General features: G+C 49.3%; 12 protein-coding genes. 7 read left to right on the top strand and 5 right to left on the bottom strand.

Annotated elements, in window-relative coordinates; all coding sequences use genetic code 11:
* Positions 1–71 precede the first annotated feature (71 nt).
* The 3 genes from EXU85_RS29285 to EXU85_RS29275 all read right to left on the bottom strand — a co-directional run bounded on the left by EXU85_RS29285 (position 72) and on the right by EXU85_RS29275 (position 13621).
* The gene (locus tag EXU85_RS29285; RefSeq protein WP_168207888.1) at positions 72–5321 is read right to left on the bottom strand and encodes a DUF11 domain-containing protein; all 5250 of its coding nucleotides are present in this window, start codon (positions 5319–5321) and stop codon (positions 72–74) included.
* 997 nt (positions 5322–6318) lie between these two features.
* Complete coding sequence (locus EXU85_RS29280; protein ID WP_168207887.1) at positions 6319–12681, bottom strand: SdrD B-like domain-containing protein; 6363 nt, start codon at positions 12679–12681, stop codon at positions 6319–6321.
* A 481-nt stretch (positions 12682–13162) separates the two neighbouring features.
* On the bottom strand, positions 13163–13621 hold the full coding sequence (locus EXU85_RS29275; RefSeq protein ID WP_142775477.1) for a hypothetical protein: 459 nt from the start codon (positions 13619–13621) through the stop codon (positions 13163–13165).
* 416 nt (positions 13622–14037) lie between these two features.
* Between EXU85_RS29275 and EXU85_RS29270 the strand changes: the two genes are divergently transcribed.
* The 6 genes from EXU85_RS29270 (at position 14038) to EXU85_RS29245 (ending at position 19415) form a co-directional block, all read left to right on the top strand.
* Positions 14038–15540, top strand: a complete 1503-nt coding sequence (locus EXU85_RS29270; protein WP_246859286.1) for an arginine deiminase family protein — start codon at positions 14038–14040, stop codon at positions 15538–15540.
* Positions 15541–15671: 131 nt separating this feature from the next.
* On the top strand, positions 15672–16601 hold the full coding sequence (gene ctlX, locus EXU85_RS29265) for a citrulline utilization hydrolase CtlX (RefSeq protein WP_142775476.1): 930 nt from the start codon (positions 15672–15674) through the stop codon (positions 16599–16601).
* Positions 16602–16787: 186 nt separating this feature from the next.
* Positions 16788–17252 (top strand): MarR family winged helix-turn-helix transcriptional regulator, encoded by a 465-nt coding sequence (locus EXU85_RS29260; RefSeq protein WP_142775475.1) that lies wholly within the window; start codon positions 16788–16790, stop codon positions 17250–17252.
* Between the two features lie 49 nt (positions 17253–17301).
* Entirely contained in the window at positions 17302–17526 is a 225-nt protein-coding gene (locus EXU85_RS29255; RefSeq protein WP_142775474.1) for a hypothetical protein, read from the top strand.
* Positions 17527–17637: 111 nt separating this feature from the next.
* Positions 17638–18480: an SDR family NAD(P)-dependent oxidoreductase gene (locus EXU85_RS29250; RefSeq protein WP_142775473.1), complete on the top strand. Its 843-nt coding sequence runs from the start codon at positions 17638–17640 to the stop codon at positions 18478–18480.
* Positions 18481–18692: 212 nt separating this feature from the next.
* Positions 18693–19415 carry a head GIN domain-containing protein gene (locus EXU85_RS29245; RefSeq protein ID WP_142775472.1) on the top strand — a complete coding sequence of 241 codons (723 nt, stop codon included), beginning with the start codon at positions 18693–18695 and terminating at the stop codon, positions 19413–19415.
* Between the two features lie 106 nt (positions 19416–19521).
* On the opposite strand, the gene EXU85_RS29240 is transcribed toward EXU85_RS29245, so the two are convergent.
* Positions 19522–20400: an outer membrane beta-barrel protein gene (locus EXU85_RS29240; RefSeq protein WP_142775471.1), complete on the bottom strand. Its 879-nt coding sequence runs from the start codon at positions 20398–20400 to the stop codon at positions 19522–19524.
* A gap of 140 nt (positions 20401–20540) precedes the next feature.
* On the opposite strand from EXU85_RS29240, the gene EXU85_RS29235 reads away from it, so the two are divergent.
* Positions 20541–21254, top strand: a complete 714-nt coding sequence (locus EXU85_RS29235) for an SDR family oxidoreductase (protein ID WP_142775470.1) — start codon at positions 20541–20543, stop codon at positions 21252–21254.
* Between the two features lie 91 nt (positions 21255–21345).
* Here the strand turns inward: EXU85_RS29235 and EXU85_RS29230 are convergent, their stop codons facing one another.
* Positions 21346–23307: a S8 family peptidase gene (locus EXU85_RS29230; protein ID WP_142775469.1), complete on the bottom strand. Its 1962-nt coding sequence runs from the start codon at positions 23305–23307 to the stop codon at positions 21346–21348.
* Between the last annotated feature and the right edge of the window lie 60 nt (positions 23308–23367).

Genomic DNA, 23367 nt, shown 5'->3' with positions numbered 1-23367 from the left:
GTACTGAGTCATCAGCAAACTACTTTCGGATGGTTTTTTTGTTGTAGTAGGCGTTTTTAACACCCACCGTTTTACAGACCCTGGCGTCTAACCCCTTTAGTCTGTTTGATTACCAACGGTACACATACTGCTTCTGGGCAACCACACGGATTTGGTAAGAGCATCACCGTCACATCCGTGTAACAACCCGAGGCATTGTACACCCGAATCGTATAGGCCTGAGCCACCACGGGATTAGTCAGATTACTCACAATCACTCCACCTGCTGGAATCACCTTGGCTGAGCCCGACAGCGGAGCCGCTTCGTTGAAACTGCTTCCCAGCGAGTACTGGTAGGTGTAGCCTGTTTTGAAGGTACTCAGCACGATCTTACCATTGACCTGGGATGTGTTACCTGTACAAGTAACGGGCACAGCCTGTGCCTGGAAGGTGGGCAGCGTGTCCTCTTCGACGATGAAGGGGCAACAACTGAAGTCGGGGCATTTCCCCGATACGTTATCGACGGCCAGGCTATAGGTGCCCGGTGCAGTTATATTCAGCACATTGGTAGTTTGTCCTGGAATTTCTACCGAGCCATTGAACCAACGATAAGAGGAACGACCTGCCGGTGCAGTCAGCTGGAAAAGATAGGTATCACCTGAGCAGACTATAACGGGTACTGAGGTACACACGGTTACGGTATCACCGGGGATTGTGGCTTTATTATAGAGAATGCCCGAACTATCGGCAATAGCCTGCAAGGTCATGCTCACACTTTGCCCGGCCGAGAGGGTCGCTACTTTCCAGGTACTGGTCGGTGTGCCCTGGGTAAACGTAGTTCCTGCGGGAGCTGTGGCTGAGCTTACTACATAACGTAGCCCCGTTGTCATTGAATCCTGAACCACCACATTCGTTGCCAGAGTCGTCCCACTGTTGGTGAGAACAAGGGTGTAAGTGAGTAAATCCCCGATTTTGGCTTTGGACTTATTAACTAGTTTATCCAGCACCAGCTTAGTGCCAACAGGTTGCGTGCAGGAACCAGGCGCTGTGTACGTAGTTGTAATAGTTGAGCAACCGGGCAAGCTAGCCGTCACGTTGTGTGAATTACCGTCAGAAACCAATCCAGTAAATACGGCTGCGAAAGAGGCTGAGCTAGCAACTGTAGTCGCAAACGTAATGCTTGTTGGTCCATCCGTGATACTCAATGTACCCGCTGTTGTCACGTTTTTAAGGTTGACTACTACTGTTGTGCTAAACGTATTGGTGGCAGATGCACAGACCCCGGCTGTAGCTACCGCACTGACCGAACAGACCTGAGCTACAGAACAACTCGCCGGTGCCGTATAGGTGGTGTTGGTGGTCGAGCAACCGGGCAGCGAAGCTGTTACGGTATGGCTAACCCCATCGGCGATCAAGCCGTTGAAGACGGCCGTGAAGGTGGCCGGATTGGTCGCCGTGGCAGCAAAAGTCAAACTCTGCGCACCATTGGTAATGGTTAACACACCCGCTGTTGGGTTTGATAACCGAACCACAGCTGTGGCTGAGTAGGTATTAGTAGCTGCTGAGCACTGGCTGGGTGTTACAGAAGTGATGCTTACACTACAAGGACAGTTAACTGTAGCCACTGTTGTAGCAGAGCAGTTGGCTGCATCGGTTACAGTTAATGAATAGGTACCATTTGCCGCGTTTGCAATGACCCCATTAGGCTGTTGGTCTATTATATTCACCTTCCAACCCATATTACCGTGTAAATTACAATTGTAATAAATTAGGTCTGGCGTTGTGGCTGATGGTGTGAAGGTAAGTATACCACTCGTTGCGCCAGCATTAGTGACGCCTGCTGTAATTATGACGCCAGCATTTGCGGCTCCGCCTACGGGGCTAGTCGTAAATTCAAATGGATGACCGGGCGAATTCACATTAAAGCTGTACTTGACCCCACGCACTAACGTTAGCTCTTTTCCCTGTACACCATTGATAACATAGCCTACTGAAAAACCAACACCAAGGTAAGGATGAGTTACGTCTTTCGCTGCAACGGTAACGTTCATGGTCGGCCCAATCCAGTTGTAGTTATACGGTGTTGTGCCGCCTATGATGGAAGGTGTAATCGTACTACATACACTGGAGACAATTGTTGCACTCATGGAACAGACCGGCGTTGCGGAACAACTCGCCGGTGCCGTATAGGTAGCTGTTGTGGTCGAGCAACCGGGCAGCGAAGCTGTTACGGTATGGCTAACCCCATCGGCCGGTAAATTCGTGAAGGTCGCTGTGAAGGTTCCTGAGCTAACGGCCGTGGTAGCGAAGGTCAAACTCTGAGCACCAGTGCTTACTGTCAGTACACCCGCCGTTGGATTCTTAACCGTTACCACAGCCGTGGCTGAATAGGTATTGGTGGCACTGGCACAACTGCCCGCCGTGGACACCGCACTCACCAAACAGGCAGGTGGGGCCGAACAGCTCACCGGCGCGGTATAGGTCGTGGTGGTTGAGCAGCCCAGAACCAACGCAATCAGGGAGTGGCTGGCCCCATCGGCCGGTAAGCCGTTGAAGACGGCCGTGAACGTGGCCGAACTGGTGGCTGTGGTGGCAAAGGTCAAACTCTGGCTACCAGTGGTAACCAGCAGGATGCCCGCTGTTGGATTCTGGACTGTTACCAGGGCGGTGGCCGAATAGGTATTGGTGGCACTGGCACAGTTGCCTGGAGTGGCTACCGCACTGATCGAACAAACCTGAGTTGTTGAACAACTGATGGGTGCGGTATAGGTGGTGCTGGTGGTCGAACAGCCAGGCAGAGACGCCGTTACGGTGTGACTGGTTCCATCGGCTGGCAGGCCGCTGAAGGTCGCCGTGAAGATGCCCGAGTTGGTTGCCGTGGTGGCAAAGGTAAAACTCTGAGCACCATTTGTGATGGTTAGTACACCGGCTGTTGGGTTGGCCAGGGTTACCACGGCGGTGGCCGAATAGGTATTGGTGGCACTGGCGCAGTTGCCTGGGGTGACCACCGCACTCAGGGAGCAGACTGGAGCCAGCTCGATCTGGAGCACGGCCAGGGGTTGGATGGCCGAACAACTCTGGCTATCGGTGATGCGGATGCTGGTCGAGAAACTGCCTGAGTTGGTGGGTATTCCGCTAAGCACACCGGTAGTCGGATTGAGGGTGATACCGGCGGGCAGGCTGCCGCTGGCCAGCGAGAAGCTGTAGGGGGCAGTTCCTCCGGTAGCGGTTAGTGTAGCGCTGTAAGCTTGTCCAACAGTACCGATAGGCAGACCGGTGGTGGTCAGGCTCAGTGAGCAGACCGGCGTTGCGGAACAACTCGCCGGTGCCGTATAGGTAGCTGTTGTGCTTGAACAACCGTACAGCGAAGCTGTTATGGTATGGCTAACCCCATCGGCCGGTAAGTTGGCGAAGGTAGCGGTGAAGGTGGCTGAGCTAGCGGCCGTGGTGGCGAAGGTCAAACTCTGAGCACCAGTGCTTACTGTCAGTACACCCGCCGTTGGATTCTTAACCGTTACCACAGCCGTGGCTGAATACGTATTGGTGGCACTGGCACAACTGCCCGCGGTGACTACCGCACTCACCGAGCAAACCGGCGTTACTGAGCAAGACGCTGGGGCCGTATAGGTAGCTGTTGTGCTCGAACAACCCGGCAGACTTACCGTCACCGTGTGGCTTAGTCCGTCAGAAGGTGAGCCATTAAAGACCGCCGAGGCCGTAATTGTACCCACAGAGGCTGGCACCACAAACGTGATACTGTTGACCCCATCGGCAACCGTCATCGTACCCGCTATGGGGTTCGTCAGCGTCACCAGCACCGTGCTGGAATACGTATTCGTGGCCGTGGCGCAGCTGCCAGCACTGGCTACTGCACTCACCGAACAAGCGGGCGCGCTGGTACACGAAGCCGGAGCGGTATAAGTCGTAGACGCGGTTCCGCAACTGCTGCTGGTCAATGTTACGGTGTGGATGGCTCCATCACTTTGCAACGTAGTATAGCTGTAATTGATCGTGGTTGTACCCGCAGCCGCCGTCAGGGAGCGAACATAGCTTCCATCAGTGAGGGTAAGGGTCTGGCTGATGGGGCTGTTGGTCAGTGTGATCGCACCCGATAGCACATATAGGTTCGTTGCAGGATTACAGTTGGCACCACTGGCCGTCAGACTGAGGGCACAGACCGGAGTCGTCGAGCAAGACACCGGTGCGGTATAGGTGGTGTTGGTGGTCGAGCAACCGGGCAGCGAAGCCGTTACGGTATGACTGGTGCCAGTAGAAAGCAAGCCAGGGAAAATCACGGTAAAGGTGTTCCGGGCAGTGGTCGTCGTGGAGAAGGTCTGGGTTAGGGTTCCGTCTCCAATGGTGATTATGCCAGTTGACGGGTTTTGGACAGTGACAACCACTGTACTAGAGTAGGTATTAGTGGCTGGCTGACAGAGCCCGACAGTGACCACGGCACTCAGACTACAAACTGGCACTATCGAACACGAAGCTGGTGCGGTATAGGTAGTGATAGTGGTTGAGCAATCGGGTAGTGAAGCCGTTACAGTATGAGTCGTTGCATTGGAGAGCAATCCATTGAAGGTCGCCGTAAAGGTGTTTTGAGCGTTAGCCGTCGTGGAGAAAGTCAGCGTCTGGTCACCATCAATAATGGTTAAAATACCTGCCGCTGGATTGCGTATCGTCACTACAACGGTTGAGGAATAGGTGTTCGTAGCTGTTTGGCAGAGTCCGGGCGTTGCCACTGCACTCATGGAGCAGATTGGCGTTACCGAACAGGATGCGGGAGCCGTGAACGTGGCCGTTGTGGTGCCGCAACCAGGTAGACTGATGGTCGCCGTATGGCTGGCTCCATCGGAGGTGAGGCCATTAAATACGGCCGTAAACGTACCGGTATTGGCTGCCAGCGTTTGACTAATTGGCGTTGAACCCGGCAGACTAACCGTAATTGGCCCGGCAACTCCATTGGTCAGATTGACAACTACCGAAGCAGAGTAGGTATTGGTGGCTGTGGCACAGATTCCTGCAGTTGCCGTTGCACTCAGGCTACAGATGGGTGCCACCGAGCAGGAAACCGGCGCTGTAAATGTCTGGCTAACGGGCGAGCAGGTGCCATCGGAATAGCTGGCGGTAATGGTATATATCTGCCCGTTGGCAATGAGTCCGGAGTAGCTAAACGTACCCGAAACTGTATTGGCTGCTGGGAGGGTCAGCGTTCTGGGCTGAGAAAGGGCGGCCGATGTAATAGTGAGTGTCCCACTGGTGGGCACGTTGGTGGCGTTAATGGTTCCCGATAAGACATAGCTGTTCGTTGCCGACTGGCATAGACCGGGTGTAACAACCATAGACAGACCACAGGGGGTTTGAGCCTGTGCCTCTTGCCAGCTTACCAATAGTGATAGAATAGGTATTAGAAAAAAGCACAAAAAAGGCGTGTTTAGGCAGGATTTAATCCTGCTTAAAAAAAACAATCCTTTCTTATTCATAGAGTTGAACTTGCCCTCAAGTCTGGGCAGTTTGAGCGAGCTATAGTTCAGCCGTCCTTGTGCCTTTATCGTATTGTTTCGGTTCGCCAAGCAGGCAACTAGCTGAAAAAGATGGCTGTAAAGTGAATCCATATGGTAAACGATAAAGTCAAGTACGGTGGATATTAGATTGTCGGTAATAGGATCATTTGGTCAGATTAGCCGCGGCTAAAGGCAAAAGCTGAATCTCTGGGAGTCAGAAAGTGATGGAGTTTATAGGCTGTATCGATATTCTCTGCTGAGTTTTTTGCAATTGACTAGTGTAGTTATAGCGGCATACCGAAGTTGGCGAGTTAGGGAAACTCGCTTCAGGACTGGTGTTATGTGCCTGCTAAATCGTATCTGTCTGGCTCGGTTCAGGAGACATACCATTAAACCCATAAATCGGATTTCAAGTAGACTTGGTAGACGCAAATCATATAATTTCAGGGAGCCTACACAAGATTTCTTCTCAGTGAAAAAATACATGGAATAAAGGTTGAATCGCCAAGGTTACTGATATTGGGTTAACAGGGTTCCGTAAGGCAAAGGGTATGCCAGCTCAGAAGTTTGTACTTGTTGCCGCTAGTTCTGTATATTATAGATTTTTGCAAAAAGAATAGTTGTATACAACTATTTATGTAATGTGCTTAGTATGTAAATAATTGATCCTTGTTTACATATTTCGTGCCAACTTGGAAGCAAGCTAATCTAAAGAGCATGCATAACTAAAGAATCCAACACAGGCTAAGACCATGCTTGTACAGTTAAAATGCCTTCTATACACAGAAAGGCCGCTAAATCGTTAGCGGCCTTTCTGTGTATAGAAGGCTGTCGATTAACGCGGATCGCCAATGCGTTTGGCCCGCTTGGTTTGGCTAATCACATAAGGCACACACACCTCAGCCGGACACCCACACACGGTTGGCAACAGCATCACCGTCACATCCGTGTAACAGCCCGAAGCATTGTAGACCCGAATCGTATAGGCCTGAGCCACCACCGGATTAGCCAGATTGTTCACTAGCACCCCACCCGCTGGAATCACCTTGGCTGAGCCCGAGAGCGGAGCCGCTTCGTTGAAACTGCTTCCCAGCGAGTACTGGTAGGTGTAGGCGGGGTTGAAGCCCGTGAGCACGATCTTACCGTTAGCCTGGGCCAAATTGCCCACACAGCTAGCCACGACAGCCTGCGCCTGGAACGTGGGTAGCGTGTCCTCCTCGACAATGAAGGGGCAACAGCTGAAGTCGGGGCATTTTCCCGATACGTTATCGACGGCCAGGCTATAGGTGCCCGGTGCGGTCACTTCGAGCACGTTGGTGGTTTGTCCTGGGATTTCGACGTTATCTTTGAACCACTTGTAGCTACTTCGCCCGGCGGGTGCGGTGAGGGTGAAGGCATACTGATCGCCCGCACACATCACCACGGGGATGGAGGTACAGACCGTCGCCGTGTCGCCGGGTAGGGTGGCTTTGTTATAGAGTATTCCCGTGCTATCGGCTTTGGCCTGGAAGGTCAAACTCAGACTTTGTCCAGCACTGATAGCGCTAATCGTCCAGGTGCTAATGGGTGTTCCCTGGGTAAAGGTAGTCCCCGCGGGTGCCGTGGCTGAATTCGTTACGTAGGTCAATCCCGTTGTACTCGAATCCCGAACCGTGACATTCGTCGCCGGAATAGCCCCGTTGTTGGTTACCACCAGGGTATAGGTAAGCACTTCGCCCAGTTTAGCTTTCGATTTACTAACAAATTTGTCCAGCGACAGGCTCGGGGTTGGCGGCACAATACCGGCATCAACGGTTAAGTTCTGTTCCCCAGCGGCCAAGGTGTAGTTGGTGGTCTTACCTGTACTTAGGTCCGCATCACTATCGGTGGCATCAGTTCCCGAATTAACACTCGTCAGGGTGTATCCTGTTGGCAGTGTGGTTTTGTCGAACTGGATACAGTAAATACCCGGGATCAGGTTGGTAAACAGGTAGTTGCCATTGCTGTCCGTAGTCAGGCTGGCAATGGGGGTAACCGTTGACGAAGCTGGGTTAAAGAGTTTAACCGTTACGCCCGGCACACCGGTTTCATTGCTATCCTGTTGACCGTCTCCATCGGTATCATACCAGACATAATCGCCCAGGCTGGCCAGAAGTGGAGCCACAGTACAGGATACGGGAGCCGTATAGGTCAGCGTGGTACTCGAGCAACCGGGCAGCGATACCGTCACCGTGTGAGTAGTGCCATCGGAAACAATGCCATTGAATATAGCCGGGGCAGTTGTGGTACCCAGTGAGGCAGCCACCACGAAGGTGATACTGTTCACCCCATCGGTAACAGTCAGGGTTCCCGCCGTTGGATTAGTCAGCGTCACCAGCACAGTGGTTGAGAAGGTGTTCGTGGCACTGGCACACAGGCCAGGGGTAGCTATTGCACTCACCGAACAAACCGGTGCTATCGAGCAACTGGCTGGGGCCGTGTAGGCCGTATTGGCACTGCCACAACCAGGTAGACTGACTGTAATAATATGGCTGGCTCCATCTGAAATAAGCCCGTTAAAGGTAGCCGTAAAGGTGTTCTGACTGAGGGCTGTAGTGCTGAAGGTGAGCGTTTGTCCACCGGTGGCTACCGTGAGCGTTCCGCCCGCAGCGGGATTATTGACCGTCACCACAGCCGTGGCAGAATACGTATTGGTTGCTGTTGCGCAGAGCCCAGCGGTGACTACCGCACTGATGGAACAGATGGGCGCTATTGAGCAGGATGCCGGTGCCGTATAGGTAGCAGTCGTGGTGCTACAACCGGGCAGCGAAGCCGTGATTGTATGCGTTGCCCCATCGGATACTAAACCGGGGAATTCCACAGTGAAGGTAGCCGAAGTGCCTGCTGTTGTAACGAACGTAGCACTCTGCGGCCCATTGGAAATCGTTAGCGTACCCGCCGTTGGGTTGGTTAGCTGAACCACCGCCGTAGCTGAATAGGTATTCGTAGCAGTAGCACAAAGTCCGGCGGTAGCGGTAGCACTCAGGCTACAGATGGGCGCTATCGAACAGGATACTGGTGCCGTATAGGTTGTCGTAGTAGCTGAACAGCCGGGCAAACTGGCTGTAACCGTATGGCTGGTTCCGTTGGAGCTAAGTCCGGCAAAGGTGGCCGTGAAGGAAGTAGTGCTTCCAGTAACGGTAGCAAAGGTCAGGCTGGCCGGACCATCGGTTACAGTCAGGATACCGGTCGTCGGATTGGTCAGGGTGATGACTGCTATCGTGGTAAAGGTGTTCGTAGCTGTTTGGCAGAGTCCGGGCGTTGCCACTGCACTCATGGAGCAGATTGGCGTTACCGAACAGGATGCGGGAGCCGTGAACGTGGCCGTTGTGGTGCCGCAACCAGGTAGACTGATGGTCGCCGTATGGCTGGCTCCATCGGAGGTGAGGCCATTAAATACGGCCGTAAACGTACCGGTATTGGCTGCCAGCGTTTGACTAATTGGCGTTGAACCCGGCAGACTAACCGTAATTGGCCCGGCAACTCCATTGGTCAGATTGACAACTACCGAAGCAGAGTAGGTATTGGTGGCTGTGGCACAGATTCCTGCAGTTGCCGTTGCACTCAGGCTACAGATGGGTGCCACCGAGCAGGAAACCGGCGCTGTAAATGTCTGGCTAACGGGCGAGCAGGTGCCATCGGAATAGCTGGCGGTAATGGTATATATCTGCCCGTTGGCAATGAGTCCGGAGTAGCTAAACGTACCCGAAACTGTATTGGCTGCTGGGAGGGTCAGCGTTCTGGGCTGAGAAAGGGCGGCCGATGTAATAGTGAGTGTCCCACTGGTGGGCACGTTGGTGGCGTTAATGGTTCCCGATAAGACATAGCTGTTCGTTGCCGACTGGCATAGACCGGGTGTAACAACCATAGACAGACCACAGGGAGCTATAGTACAGGAAACGGGTGCGGTGTAGGTTACACTCGCCGTTTTGGTTGCGAAGCTGGCAGTAACCGTATGCAACCCTGTTCCAGAGTTCAATCCAGTGAGGGCATAGGGTACAGAGGTAGCGCCTGCTGAGACGGATACCGTGGTTGATTTCGTGCCATCGGTGATGGTCGCGATACCGGCTGGTGCATTGGTCAGGCTGAGGGTTCCGGTGATGTCATACTGATTCGTGGCGGATTGACAGACACCGGGCGTGACAGTCAGGGCTACAGCTACTGTACAGGACGCAGGAGCAGTGTACGTCACACTTGCAGTTTTGCTGGCATAACTCACCGTTACGGTATGTGACCCCGTTCCGGAATTAAGCCCAGTTAGGGTATAAGGCACGGAGGTGGCCCCTGCCGAAACCGAGACAGTAGTGGTGCTAATTCCATCAGTGATGGTAGCGGTACCGGCCACAGCATTAGTCAGCGAGAGAGTGCCAGAAATACTATACTGATTGGTAGCGGTTTGGCATAGTCCTGGAGTTACCGTTACCGCTACACCGACGACACAGGCGGCTGGAGCCGTGTAGGTTACACTGGTATTTCCACAATCACTTAACGATGCTGTAACTGTGTGTGTGCTCGTTCCGCTGGTCAGTCCCGTTAATGAGAAACTGGCTGAGGTCTGTCCTGCTGTTACAGAAATAGTGGTTGTATTGATGCCATCTGTAATGGTTAATGTACCAGCCAGCGCATTTGTAAAACTGGCTGTACCACTAATTGAATACTGATTTGTGGCCGTGTTACAAGTACCTGGTGTGACCACTGCGGTTAGTAAGCAGGGTGGCGCAAACCCAAAATCGAACAAGTGATTGTTTTCGCCTGGCCCACCCGTTTGAAAAGCTGTTTTTACGAAATTGCCAGTCAATACTTCACCATCCGAATCGCGCGTATCCTTTGCATTTGACGATACATTTGCCAGCGTTGGTGTGTAGCCAGCGAGTGGTCCACCAGCCGTAAAATCACTGGCCTTGTTTATGACAATTACATATTTTGTGTCATACTTCAAGCCGTCTGCCCGGTCGAAATAATACTGGCCGCTGGCATTTGTTGTTGTGGAGGCAACAACGGTTTCGTTTGGGAGGCCATCCTCGTTGGTATCTTCAACCAGTGATACGGTTACGCCTGCCAGCGGCAGATCGGAAGGATCTTGTAGACCATTCTTATTCACGTCGATAAACACGTAGTTACCTACCTCTAGTGGGGCTGGGTCCAGAAGGGCTTCTACTTCGCCCCACAGGTTAGCTTTATAAACAGCATCACGTGGAGGAGTACCACTGTTTGTCAGGCTGCCCAGCAGAAGGATATCCCGCGTTCGGGATCCATTACTACGGTTCAGGAACATAATCCCACTATTGCCACCCGATTTTACGTTATCAACCGCGCCAAGCGCCAGCTCGGTAAAGCCTGGAATTGCAATAATATTTCCGGTTCCATTGGTTCCTTCAGAGCCATGCGTATTGAAGAATACGCCATTTCCATTTCGAGCAGAAAACCAGGCAAGTGCGAGTGAGTTAGCCGTTGTTCGGCTACCAGCAACCCCATTGGATTCCAGTGTCCAGCTACTGCCATTTTGAGCAGACAACCAAAGGCCCTGTCCGTGTGTAATACGACTGCCTGATGTGGCGTCCATATAGCGGTTACGCCCACCCACGATCATGAAGGTAGTGCCATCCGGTTGAATATCGAAGACAATATCGCCCATCCAGGCATGGTCTGAGTACGTATTCGTAACAATGGCATCGTTTGCCGTTGGGCTCCAGGCCTCATTCGATGTGGTGGCATATGAACCTTCCGTTCCATCGTTGCCACTTTGAAAGCTAATATTGAGTGGAATCTGAAGTTCTTCGGTAAAGGTTGTGACAGCTGCTGTTGGATCAAACGAATAAATATAGCCTCTCAAATTAGTTGTACTATTGGGTCCTGTACAAGTAACGGTGCAGTATATACGTCCTGTTTCAGGATGGACACCTAACCCCAGTAGAGCATTATACGGACGTGCACCGGCTGGGGTAGCCGGATCGGTAAAACTACCACTAGCACAGGGATTGGTAGGGGTATAGGTTTTGATAGCCGCCGTATTCGGTGTGCCATTGGCATTAACGGGTATACCGTAAATCTGCTTGGAAAAGAGGTTGACGACAAATACGGTCTTTCCATCCGCAGAAAACTCTAAATCGCCTAAACTGATATGCCCTATTTTGTTATGTTCAAAACGGGATATGGTTGTAGGATTGCTATTTACGAAAGTCAGGTTAGGCGTGATGGCCGGGTCTGTGCCCGCTACCCCGGCAGATAGGGCAGTTTCTAAATCAAGCCACAGACTAGTGCTGGCAGCCGTGCCATTCGTGTTAAATGTAGTGACGTATAATTTACCTTCACCTCCTGCCCCATTAGGGCCAATACCTGTATAGGCCCGCTCAAACGCGCTGGTTAGCAGTCGGTTCCGACGTTTATCATACGCTACCCCATATACCGTACCCGTTTGGCCAAAAGTAGTTAGTATGGTCTTGCTTGTTATGGGAGGGTATTCGGTAGTGGAATAGTAGTTCTGACCGGTTCCGCTGATAGCATTGCGAGTTCCATTTGTCAGGGGGCCACCATTGATGTAAGGAAACCGAATGACCATCGGTTCGCTGGAGCCAGGGTTGCCCGTGGTGTTACTGGGATTGGGCAAGGCAAAGCAGGCTAAAGCCAGATCAGGGCTATCCTGGGCGTGCTCGGAGCCCAGACCAAAGGTGAAATTTACGTTTGTGGCTGTCTTTGCTACTTTCGCTATCGTGGTACTGTTATCTGTTCCATGAGGGCCTGTCTGTAGAAAGGCAAGGCTAACAGGTGGTTTACACTCCACCAACACCTGCGTACCCGTATAGGTATTTGGAATGGTTAGAGACCAGCTACCCGTTGAGGTTGAGGTAGTTGTTCCCAGAACAAGTTCGTTATCGCCATATACCGTTATAGATGCCCCCGGGAGCCCAACCTCAGCTAGCCGGGTTGTAATAGAGGTGGCATTGCCGTTGGCTACATCATGAAAGGAATTGCTGACAGCTACATCTGCTATTCCATTCATATTAAACTCCCGAACGACTTTGCCACTTATCTGAGCAGAGCTTGTTGTGTAGCCAACTACTAATACCAGAAAAAGTAGTAAGTCTTTAAGTATCCATTTTGATTTATTGTGTAACAATTGTTTATTGTTATCACTTGAAGATAATTTGGAATAAAAAAAGAGCGAGGATATCTGTTTCATGAACAATGCGATCATAGTAAAATTGGTTTTTAGAAGACTAAAATCGTGCCATTAAATAAGAAAATTTGCTTACGTATATTTATAACCGTTATTATATTTTTTTAATGAACGTATTGATAATTAAATGTTTATGAAAATATATTTATGGTAACACTAATTGGCGTCTCGAATATTAATAGTATTCATATATGAAGATTGGCATAGTTTATGACAAAGGCCGAATTTTCTGTGCCGTAGGTTAATTAGCCCTCTATGAATTGTACGTTTTTTTGTACAGACCAGGTAACCAGTGGCCATATTGGGTGGGAATTAGCTTGTTGGGAATGTCAGCGAATACGAGCTTCCACTGGTCAACCACGTCAGGCTATAGGCATAGCCGATAGCGCCGTGTCGCTTGTAGAACTGGAGAAGTAATATTCACTGACAGCGTTGGTTGTTACCCTAACGGGTGTGGCCAGACCTGGGCCGGTTAGCGTAACTTTTATGCCAGCGAGTGGAGCTTCGCCCGGATACTGAAAGCGTTGTCGTTGGCATTGACCCATGCCCGGTTGCCAATTTCGATAGGCGCGTTATTGCAGAAGATTTCTAAATCACCCAGGTTGGCGGCTTTTCCAAAAGTTGCTGCCCGTTGAGCCGCCGGGAGTCCTCCATCCTGGGTTAATGCCTGATACTGGGGAGATGTGCCTGTTAGCTTATCAAAATAAAGTGCTCCGGCAGCCTGGAAGTTTGTAAAAGGGTCAAAGACTGTTGCTACGACCTGGCCTTGGCCTGGCAAAACGGTCAATCCACTTACTACTTCCTGGTGGCCACCATCCGCCGTTTTTGTGAAACCCCGGAAGACCGTACCTGGTATGGTCTGTTCTAGAACTGGTAGTGAACTCCCTACAATACCAATGCTGAATAGCAGAAGCCTGCTAAATATTTTAGTGAAAATGGACATATAAGATGGATCTGTAAATGCATTACTTTCTTGTTTACAGACTTGTCAAAAAATATGCCGCTGGCCCAATAGAAGCTATAAAAAATATACGATAAGTAATTTTTGTAAATTAAAAGTAATATAATTATGTATTAACTATATATAATTATATTTTGTCGTATAATAACAATTTGTATACCAATAATAACTTTTATTTGTAGGTAAAATCAATATTATTGTATTTATATATAGTGTAGTTATTAATTTAAAGTTATACGTATGTTTTTATGTTTATTGTCATTTTACTTACTTATTAAGTAATTGTTTCTGTTATATGGTTGATAAATTGTCGATTAAAAAGAGCCCTTTTCTTTTCCATCTCCAATCCTGTACCTTGCAATACCGACTCCTGATCAACAACGGATTCGGGTTTACCTATGACAAATGAACAGAAATCCCTCAGTTCAGAACGTTCACTAGTTGATATAGCTCCGCAGGCAGATATACAATATATTAACGTATCTTCTGAAATTGGTGCACTTAAGCGACTACTCATTCATAGCCCTGATCGGGGGTTGGGTAAAGTTGTACCATCGAAGGCACAAGACTGGCTGTTTGAAGATATCGTGCATCTGGATATGATGCGCCGGGATGAATATGATTACTACGTTAAGATTCTGTTGTATTTTTTGGACCCCGATAAAATACGAGGCAAACTAGCTGCTATTGGGCCTGATTCGGATCGCTCATTCTTCAAACCCGATCATGCTAATTATTTCAGATCGGATAACGTCATTGATATTCAGTCGCTTCTGGCTGATATTCTGGCCGATGAAACTATCCGGATCCGCCTGATTGCCGCTATTTGTGGTATCGAACGAACGTCGTTTAAAACCCAACAACAGCTGAGTCAGTATCAACCTGCGGAGCTGGCTAAAATTATGATTTCGGGGTCGTTGCCTGATCTGACCATGTTATTTGCGCCTTTACCGAATTTCATTTTTACACGTGACATCGGCATTGTTATCAATGATCATATTCTGCTCAATAAGCCGGCTAAACTGGCTCGTACCCGCGAGGCTCTACTGGCGCAATATATTTTCTTTCATCACCCGCTATTTGTTAACTATCAGGATAAAATCATTGAAATTCCAGATAATGAACATGCCTTTTTACTGCCCGATGTAGATGTGAATCGGGATATAACCCGCTCAACACTTGAGGGTGGTGATGTTATGATGATTGCGAAGCGACATCTTATGGTTGGGGTTAGCGAACGTACGACGCTATATGCGGCCCAGCAAGTGATGCGATTAGTATTCAGTAAGAATCTGGTTGATAAGGTAACGGTTATTAAAATTCCGAAGAAGCGGGATTATATGCATATCGATACCGTATTCACGCAGGTGAAGCGGAATATATGGGTACTATTAGGAACGCTGGCCCGTACGGGCGATGAAGCGAAGCAGCGGGATGTTATTCACTTTTTTGCCCCAAAAGACGTTTCCGAAGATTTGAAAATCCTTCAGTTTAGTAAAGGACTGGAACACAAGCCCATTGAGATCGAAAACCTCGAAGACTTACTGGCCGATATTAGTAAAAACGATCTCGGCGCTACTGAACCTGTCCAGTTCATCTATTCGGGAAATAACGAATTCCCATTTGGTGCGCGTGAGCAATGGACGGACTCCTGCAACCTGTTGGCGCTGAAAGATGGTGTGGTAGTGGGGTACGACCGAAACGAAAAAACGGCTGACGCCTTTCGGGCCGCCGGTTTTGACGTCATTGGAGCAGGTAAACTGCTGGAGCGATTTGAACGGGGCGAATCATCGCCCGAAACCATCGAAAATACGTTTATTATGCTTCCGTCGGCCGAGTTAAGCCGGGCGCGGGGAGGGTCGCACTGCATGAGTCTGCCGTTGTTAAGAGAGGATGTTTGAGAAATAGTTGGGCGGGCAACATAGGACTCTTTACTTAAATCGTTGAACAATTGATGCATCGGTGCTAATTTGCTGACAGATTCAGTGATACGGACTAACCGATTCACTGGCTAACTGACTCACAGACTATTATGCAATCGCAGGCTACTTCCCGTATTTTAATGATTCGTCCTGTTCGCTTCGGGTTTAACGAGCAAACCGCCGAATCCAACGCATTTCAGGATAGCAAACTGGCTGTGCAACCGAACGATGTAGCTCAGGAAGACGCCCAAAAGGAGTTCGATGAAATGGCGCGCCAGCTACAAGCCATGGGTGTCGATGTGATGGTGTACGATGACACCGTAGAGCCTCATACACCCGATTCTATTTTTCCAAATAACTGGGTCTCTTTTCATGCGAGCGGTAGAGTTGTGCTCTATCCTATGCAGGCAGAAAACCGTCGGCTTGAGCGTCGGCAAGATATAATTGACGACCTGGCCAGGAATTTTCACGTTGATAAAATTATCGACTTAACCCACTTTGAGCAGGAGGGCAAATTTCTGGAAGGTACCGGGAGCCTGGTGCTTGACCGCATGAATCGGGTTGCCTTCGCCAGCCTATCGCCCCGGACACATCCAGATGTGCTGGCTGAATTTAGTCGCCAAACGGGTTATCGTATGGTTGCTTTCAGTGCGGCCGATGCCAGCGGGCAAGCTGTTTATCATACCAATGTGCTCATGTGTATAGCCGATTCATGTGCGGTTGTGTGTCTGGCCGCTATCACCGATCCCGATGAACGGCTTATGGTTCGCCAGGAACTGGAAAACCTGAATAAACGGATAATCGAGATTTCGCTGGAGCAAATGGCCAGCTTTGCCGGTAATATGCTGATGGTGAAAACGAAAAAAGGCCAGAAGCTATTGGTGATGTCGACTCGTGCTTTAGAATCCCTCACCCCAAAACAAATCGATCAGTTGGACGATTATGCTACGCTGGTCCACTTCGATTTGTCAACGATTGAAGCCAATGGCGGAGGGTCGGCCCGCTGCATGATGGCCGAAGTTCATCTACCGAGGAAGTGATTTGGTGCGTACGTGAAGTGAGTGGAGTAGGTGAAGTGAGTCGAACAGTACTGACCTCACTCCACCTACTTCACTCACTTCACCTACTCCACCCACTTCACGTACGCACCTTCTACTTTTTTTAAATATTGTTTGCACATACAAATATCATTGTCTACCTTTGTTCACACAATAGGGAAACGAATTATGAATAACCTGGAAGTTGCCGTAGCCGAAGATGATCAGTCAGTATCTCGTTACAGTGCTTGTTTGTTGTTTTCGGCCAATGCATTAGCGCGTGCCATTACAGCAATTGGTGATGAAGAATTTGGTCGCTTTGGGATGTGTTACTCACATGCCTATATGTTATGCGAAGTAGTTGCTCAACCAGGAATAACCCCATCGGAACTGAGTGAAACGCTTTGCCTGACTCCATCGACGATTACACGATTGGTGGAAAAACTGGAGCAGAAGCGTTTCGTTCGGCGGGAGTCGGAAGGCAAACGAACCCTGATTTATGCAACAGTAGAGGGTGAAGCTATTCAACCCGAAATTTCGCAGGCATGGGATCGGGTAGGAGCGCGCTATTCGCAGGTTATTGGCGAAACGGATGTTTGCCAGCTAACCAAGCAGATCGTTAAAGCGACGAAGGCGTTAGGAGAGCCAGTTTAAAAAAATTTATCGAAAAATTTGTTTGCACATACAATAAACCTTGAACGCCATGAAAACCAACGAAACCACAATAGGATTAGTAGCAGGTAACGTAAACGAAACCACTAAAAGCATTTGCCGATCGTTGGCAGAAAAAGGTATTTCGTCCATTGTCGTGCAAAAGGAAGGGCGTAAGCTCGAAGCAGTTGAAACTGCGCCTGCGGCAGATCAACATAATTGGTCTGGTCAGCCTGGGAAAGACTTGTTTTTCAACGGCTGGAAACTGTTATTTTAATTTGTGATTAGTGAAGTCGTGGAGTGAGTGAAGTATGTAGAGTGAGTTTGCCAGTCCTGACCTCACTCCACTTACTTCACTCATTTTACTACTTCACCTACCCCACCATACATGAAAACAGCCTTGATTACAGGCGCGAACGCTGGTATTGGCCTGGCAACCGCAAAGTCGCTGGCACGGCGAGGATTCAATCTAATTCTTCTTTGTCGGAACAAAGAGAAAGGGGAGGCAGCGTTGGCTACTGTAAAACGGATTAATCCGGCTGTAACTGTCGAATTGCTGTTGGCTGACTTGACGGATATGGACTCGGCACGCCGGGCAGCTCATCAGATTAGCCGTACGCACAAAAAACTGGATGTGCTGATAAACAATGCCGGGTACTCACCCGACCGAATGGAGTTTATTAACAACATTGAGAAATCGTTTTATGCCAATCACATTGGCCATTTTGTGCTGACCTACCACCTGATGGAGCTACTCAAAGCGGCTGGTGAGGCTCGTGTGATTAACGTGTCCTCAATGGCTTATGCCTTAGGGAACGCATCTCGCTTTTTTCAGCGCAACGAAAGCCTATCCATTCTGTCTGCCTATGGCGATGGAAAACTTGCCAATCTGTTATTTACTAAAGAATTAGCTAAGCGATACGCTGCTTCGGGAATTACTGCCTATGCAGTACACCCCGGCGTAGTTGACTCGGGGTTCGGTACCAATTTCACGGGCGCTTATGGGTTCATGATGACGTTGGCGCGGCCCTTCATGCGAACTCCGGAACGGGGAGCCGAAACGTCGGTTTATTTAGCTACAGCTCCATTGGCTGTGTTGACGAAAATGAATGGTAAAGCAGGGGGATCGGGCGGTTTTTTTGCTGATTCAAGACCCAAATCGATTAGCCATAGCGATAATACAAACCGACAGGCGGCTGATTTATGGACAAAAAGCCTTGCCTTTGTATAAGCTGACCTGACCTGGTTATTATTAAAAGCGTTCGCTGGCGAACGCTTTTTTTATGCCTTACTACTTTTTAATGGGCATAACTAGTCAATAAGGATATACGACAACAGACAGTTACTCAGTAAACCTTTGCTATCTTTCATGACGGAAGCAACGTTCATTTCGGAATGGTATCCTTACTTTGTACGCACGATGTAAAACTCAATTTTTGACGCATGAAAACTATAAAAACAGCCCTGGTCATTGCTCTATCGGTTGTAGTAAGTCAGGGAGTCTATGCCCAGAATTCAATCGTTGGCAATGGTCAACTTGTAAAGCAGCAACGTACCATTAGCCGTTTCGATAAATTAAAGGTTCGGGTTGGTATACGCGTGCGAATTGAAGCAGGTAATGCCGGAGTGGCCGAACTGGAGGGGGAGAGCAATATTCTTGAACACGTAGTAACAGATGTGAAAAACGGTGAATTAACGGTGATGCTTTCGCAGAGCAAGACCTACAATAATACCAAAGGAGTAACCGTAACCATTCACGTAGCGGACCTGAATCAGGTTGACGTTAGCACAGGCTGTTCGGTCGAATCAGATATGCCTATTCAGGCAACTACACTAACCGCTACAGTTGAAACCGGCAGCCGACTCATAGCCCCTATTTCGGCTAAGAATCTGAAACTGACGGTGCAGGAGGGTTCGCAGGCCCGTTTGCGGGGAACGGCTACCGAAGCGGATATTCGGATGTCGGGAGCGGGTAAACTAATTGCTGATGAGTTGACGATTGTCCATGCTACGCTCCATCTCGACGGCGCTAGCCGGGCCGATGTTCGTGTTACTGAAACCTTATCTGCTTCGGCTGATGGAGTAAGTACGATCAACTACTTTGGTAACCCAACGATAAAGTCAAAGGAAATGTCGGGCCTATCGAAAATTCGGAAACAGGGTTAATCACGAGAGAATCTATTTTGGACTACTACGAGTGGTGAGGAAACAAAAATGGCGACACCCAAGTGGTTGTCGCCATTCTAAAAACCCACTCTATGAGAAAGTTTTTTTAGTATCGGCCTCCGAGCGGAAATACATAACCCAGTGTTCCCTGCCCGAAGATTATCTTGGAATCTGTGTTGAAGCCGCCGTCTATATCACCCAATGGATATAGCCCCCGAACTTCAATCGTAACGTGGCCAGGTCCAGCTTTCAGCGCTGCTCCAAGACCTGCTCCTGCACCAAAGCCAAAGCGGCCTTTGGTACCATCGAGCGATATTTTCTTCCCATCCTGACTTGCACTCAGTGAATAGGTTGCGTAAGGCCCTACATTCACGAAAAAGCGGCTACCAGCATAGGTTCCAGTGGAGAATTTCAGAAACAAAGGCACTTCAAGGGCATCTATAGCATTGGTATAGGTGCCAAAATTGGTTACTTTATTAGTATAGCGTGCGTAATTGACTTCAGGTTGAAATGAAACGTGCCGCGCTCCAAAATTAAATGTCAGGCCACCAACAAAGCCAATAGCTGGATCAACACTTGTCATTGTTTCGGTAAAAACGGGGTACGTAACCCCGCCCCGAATCCCAATCCGAACACCAGATGCACTACCTGCTGGAGCTGCCCGTTCTGATCTATTTACAGTTGCTGTTGGCTCAGAAGGCGTAATCGCTACAGGTGGATCTACTTTTTTTGTCTTTGCAGATTTTTTCATTAACTGCTGCTCATCAACGCGGTTGACGGTTGATGTAGGCGGAACAGGAGCCGCGGCTGTTGAGGCCGTCGACGGTTTTTTTGTAATGCCGTGGTACTGGTCGTAGAGTTCCTGCTGGCGATTGGGTGAAGCAGTTGTTGAAACTGGTTTTGAGCTACTAGCCGAACCCGTTTGAGCCAACGCCCAACCGACGGATAAAAGGATAAGTGTCAAAACAAAATAAAACGATTTCATTGGGAGCTGGTCAATAATTCAGTAAGTAAGAATAGTTGCTAAACTACTAAATTTCATGACAGCACTTAGGAAACGGTCAATGACTTGAGCTTACGGTTGATTTTTTGCAAACATTTTGGAGTAGAAGAGATTTAGTGTATATGAAAACTCACCACCAGCGAACAGCCCTGATTACGGGGGCCAATAAAGGAATCGGAAAAGAAATTGCCCGTCAGCTTGCCCAACACGGTTTTGCCGTATTTATTGGTGCCCGCGACATAGCTAAAGGTCGTGAAGCTGCCGAAGAATTATGTCAGGCAGGTTACGAAGCCACCTTTGTGCATCTTGATGTAACAGACCCGGTCAGTATCCGGACGGCTTGTGGCACGTTTTCCCAAAAGGCAGATCATCTCGATGTACTCGTCAACAATGCGGGTGTACTCGAAGATCATGGCGAGGATATCTTGAATCTGAACACTGAAATGCTCGACCGGACCTTAAAAGCTAATGTGACGGGTCCTATCTTAGTCATTCAGGATTTTCTTGAACACTTGCAAAAAAGTACGTCTGGTGCTCGTATTATTAACGTATCGAGTGGAGCGGGCGCACTTAATGATATGACCACCTACGCTCCTGCCTATAGCATCTCAAAAACTGCCCTTAATGCAGTAACGAAGCAATTTGCCGGGGCGCTTAAAGGACAGAACATAGCGGTTAACTGCGTTGATCCGGGTTGGGTACGTACAGATATGGGTGGCTCAAATGCCAGCCGACCCGTTGAAAAAGGGGCTGAAACCATCGTCTGGCTGGCTACCGAAGCGCCACAATCCGAAACGGGCAAATTCTGGCATGATAAGAAAGAAGTTGCCTGGTAGTGAGTGGAATAGGTGGAGTGAGTGGAGTAGGTGGAGTGAGGGCAGTACTAATCAACTTACTACACCTACTTTACTCACTCCACCTATCTACTCACTTTACTTCCATCGCCATTTTCACGGCTTCATAGGCATTGAGTAGACCGCCTGAGCGGCTTAGGTTTTTAAATGGCACTTGTTGAGCTGAACGGCCTGGTTTACGAACCGTAACGTCGGGCTGGTAACTACTTCGCATCAGGATTTCTTTAACCTGAACAGCGGTTAGCTTCGGGAAATACGAACGAAGTAAAGCCGCCACACCCGCCGTCATGGGCGATGCCATACTGGTGCCTGATAAACTAGCGTAGCGATTATGAGGCAGGGTTGACAGAATAGCGGTGCCAGGTGCAAACACATCTACGGTTTGCGCTCCATAATTTGAGGAACGACTTGGTAAATCCTGGCCAACGCGCCATGTACTATTACCAACTACAAGAACATTCCTGGCTAGTTCGCCACTCTCGTACCGTGCCGACGGAAAGGCGGGGAGCGAGTCATAATTTTCGCCGTTGTTACCAGCGGCATGAACAATCAGCACATCGTGCTCCTCAGCAAATCGAATCGCAGCATCGACCTGTTCTTTAAAGGGCGACAGGCGCTTGCCAAAACTCATGTTGATCACTTTAGCGCCATTTTCAACGGCATACAGAATACCATTGGCAACATCTTTATCACGCTCGTCGCCATTGGATGGTACAACCGATACCGGCATAATCCGAACGTTGTCCGCAACACCATCAATGCCCCGCCCATTGCCGCGTTTGGCCGCAATAATACCTGCTACGTGACTGCCATGCATGGCTAACTGCTGCGATTGACCGATTAACATGGTGGGACTTCCGTAATAACGCTCCGTAGGATTGGCTGGGTTATCACCAACGGTTTTTCGAGGATTATAATCTGGATTGTAAGCAATATCAGCCTCGCTGCCCATGATCTGCCGGAACCGCGTCCAATTTTTGCGAACCAGACCAACGTAGGAACTGAACGGGCCATATTGAGGAAGATAGGCCTCTGCTAAAATAGTTTGCACCGCAACGGCTACTGAATCCGTCCCGAAGTCGATAGCACGAATGGCTGCTGAGGTCGTGACTGTAGTTGGTAATTTGGACTCGATTTGTTGAGTGATTCGCCAGAATTGTGCCGTGTCTGCAAAGGCCAGGTATTTCGGTAAGTTAGTCTTGTAGCGCTGTAGAAACTGTTTTTTTGCGGTTTGGTAAGTCTCGTATTGTCGTTTTTCGTTTGGGGAGGCAGTAGCAGGGGTAAGCTTGTCGTACTTAGTTCTCAGGATAACATAGGTCTGCGTGATTTCCGGCTGATCGTACTCATAGGTTGTGCCGTCTTTGGCGCCCATGAAATTCCAGCCGTTCAGGTCATCGGTATAGCCATTCTTGTCATCGTCAATCGAATTGCCAGGAATTTCTTTCGGGTTTACCCAAACTACGTCCCGCAAGTCTTCATGCGTGAGATCGACACCCGAATCCAGTACGCCCACTACTACCGGAACGGACTTACGGCCAGCCAATAACTCATACGCCCGATACAGGCTGATGCCCGCTACGGAGTCGTTCTTGGGATCGAGATAAGGCCAGTTTCGTGGAGGTTGATTCGTTGGGTTAGGGCGTAAACGAATAAATGATGCGGTCGAGCTGAAGGCTTCCTGACGTTGCGGGCAATTGTCGCTCAATAGCTGTAGCTGGAATCCCTCGCCGTTGTTAGTATAGATAAGTCGATACGTACCTACTGATGTGGTATTACAGGAGCTTTGCCCTTCAATTTTCTGCAAGCTAAGCGTATCGCCAGTTTGGTCGTACTGCATTGTTTCCACCGAACGATGATCGGTTTCGGTACTAATAACCATTGTGTCATCGCGGAAACTTAACAGAACGTTCAGTGCGTCTGGAGTAAGTATAATCCCTTTCCATTGCGTACCCCGAATCGGCAATTGTGCCTGGGCAGTAGTAAGTATGAAAAGAAAAGCAGGAATAAATAGCTGTACGGTTTTTCGTAAATGCATGGTTGATGCCAGTAACTTTTCTCTAAAATACACATTTGTTAGACCAATACCGCTGAAAAT

It is taken from the genome of Spirosoma sp. KCTC 42546 (assembly GCF_006965485.1).
Lineage (GTDB): Bacteria > Bacteroidota > Bacteroidia > Cytophagales > Spirosomataceae > Spirosoma.
Note: the sequence above shows the minus strand (reverse complement) of the source record. Positions and strands in the feature narration are given on the sequence as shown.